General features: G+C 66.2%; 1 protein-coding gene. It reads left to right on the forward strand.

The genetic code is table 11. The features are described 5' to 3' along the window. Positions 1-1334: energy-dependent translational throttle protein EttA (gene ettA / locus AC1D2K_RS34755; protein ID WP_478094987.1), on the forward strand; the 1334-nt coding region annotated here is incomplete at both ends.

Genomic DNA, 1334 nt, shown 5'->3' on the forward strand with positions numbered 1-1334 from the left:
GTGCGCGAGTCGGTCGAGGAAGCGATGGGCGCGGTCTACAAGGCCAAGGCGCGGCTCGAAGAGGTGTATGTGGCCTACGGTGCCGAGGATGCCGATTTCGACGCGCTCGCCGCAGAGCAGGCCGAACTCGAAGCCATCATCGCGACCGCCGGCACCGACTCCGAGCACCAGCTCGAGATCGCAGCCGACGCGCTGCGCCTGCCGCCGTGGGACGCCAACATCGGCGTGCTGTCGGGCGGCGAGAAGCGCCGCGTCGCGCTGTGCCGCCTGCTGCTGAGCAAGCCCGACATGCTGCTGCTCGACGAACCGACCAACCACCTGGACGCCGAATCGGTCGAGTGGCTCGAAGTCTTCCTGCAGCGCTTCCCGGGCACCGTGGTGGCGATCACCCACGACCGCTACTTCCTCGACAACGCCGCCGAGTGGATCCTGGAGCTGGACCGAGGCCGCGGCATCCCCTGGAAGGGCAACTACAGCACCTGGCTCGAGCAGAAGGGCGAGCGCCTGGCGCAGGAGCAGAAGGGCGAGGAAGCCCATGCCAAGGCCCTGAAGAAGGAACTCGAATGGTCGCGCCAGAACCCCAAGGCGCGCCAGGCCAAGAGCAAGTCTCGCCTGGCCCGCTTCGAGGAACTGAGCGATTTCGAATACCAGCGCCGCAACGAGACGCTGGAGATCTTCATCCCGGTCGCGGAGCGCCTGGGCAACCAGGTGTTCGAGTTCAAGAACGTCAGCAAGTCCTTCGGCGACCGCCTGCTGATCGACAACCTGAGCTTCGAGGTGCCCGCGGGCGCGATCGTCGGCATCATCGGCCCGAACGGCGCCGGCAAGTCGACGCTGTTCAAGCTGATCGCCGGCAAGGAGCAGCCCGACAGCGGCGAGGTGGTGGTCGGCCAGACGGTCAAGATGGCCTTCGTCGACCAGAACCGTGATGCGCTGGCCAACGAGAAGACGGTCTGGGAAGACATCTCGAACGGCCTCGACATCATCAATGTCGGCAAGTTCCAGATGGCCAGCCGGGCCTACGCCGGGCGCTTCAACTTCAACGGCGCCGACCAGCAGAAGAAGGTCGGCACGCTGTCGGGCGGTGAGCGCGGGCGGCTGCACCTGGCCAAGACCCTGATCGCGGGCGGCAACGTGCTGATGCTCGACGAACCGTCGAACGACCTCGACGTCGAAACCCTGCGGGCGCTGGAAGACGCGCTGCTCGAGTTCGCCGGCTCGGTGCTGGTGATCAGCCACGACCGCTGGTTCCTCGACCGGATCGCGACCCACATCCTGGCGGCCGAAGGCGACAGCCAGTGGACCTTCTTCAACGGCAACTACCAGGAGTACGA

The organism is Variovorax sp. P1_H12_2 (assembly GCF_056405335.1).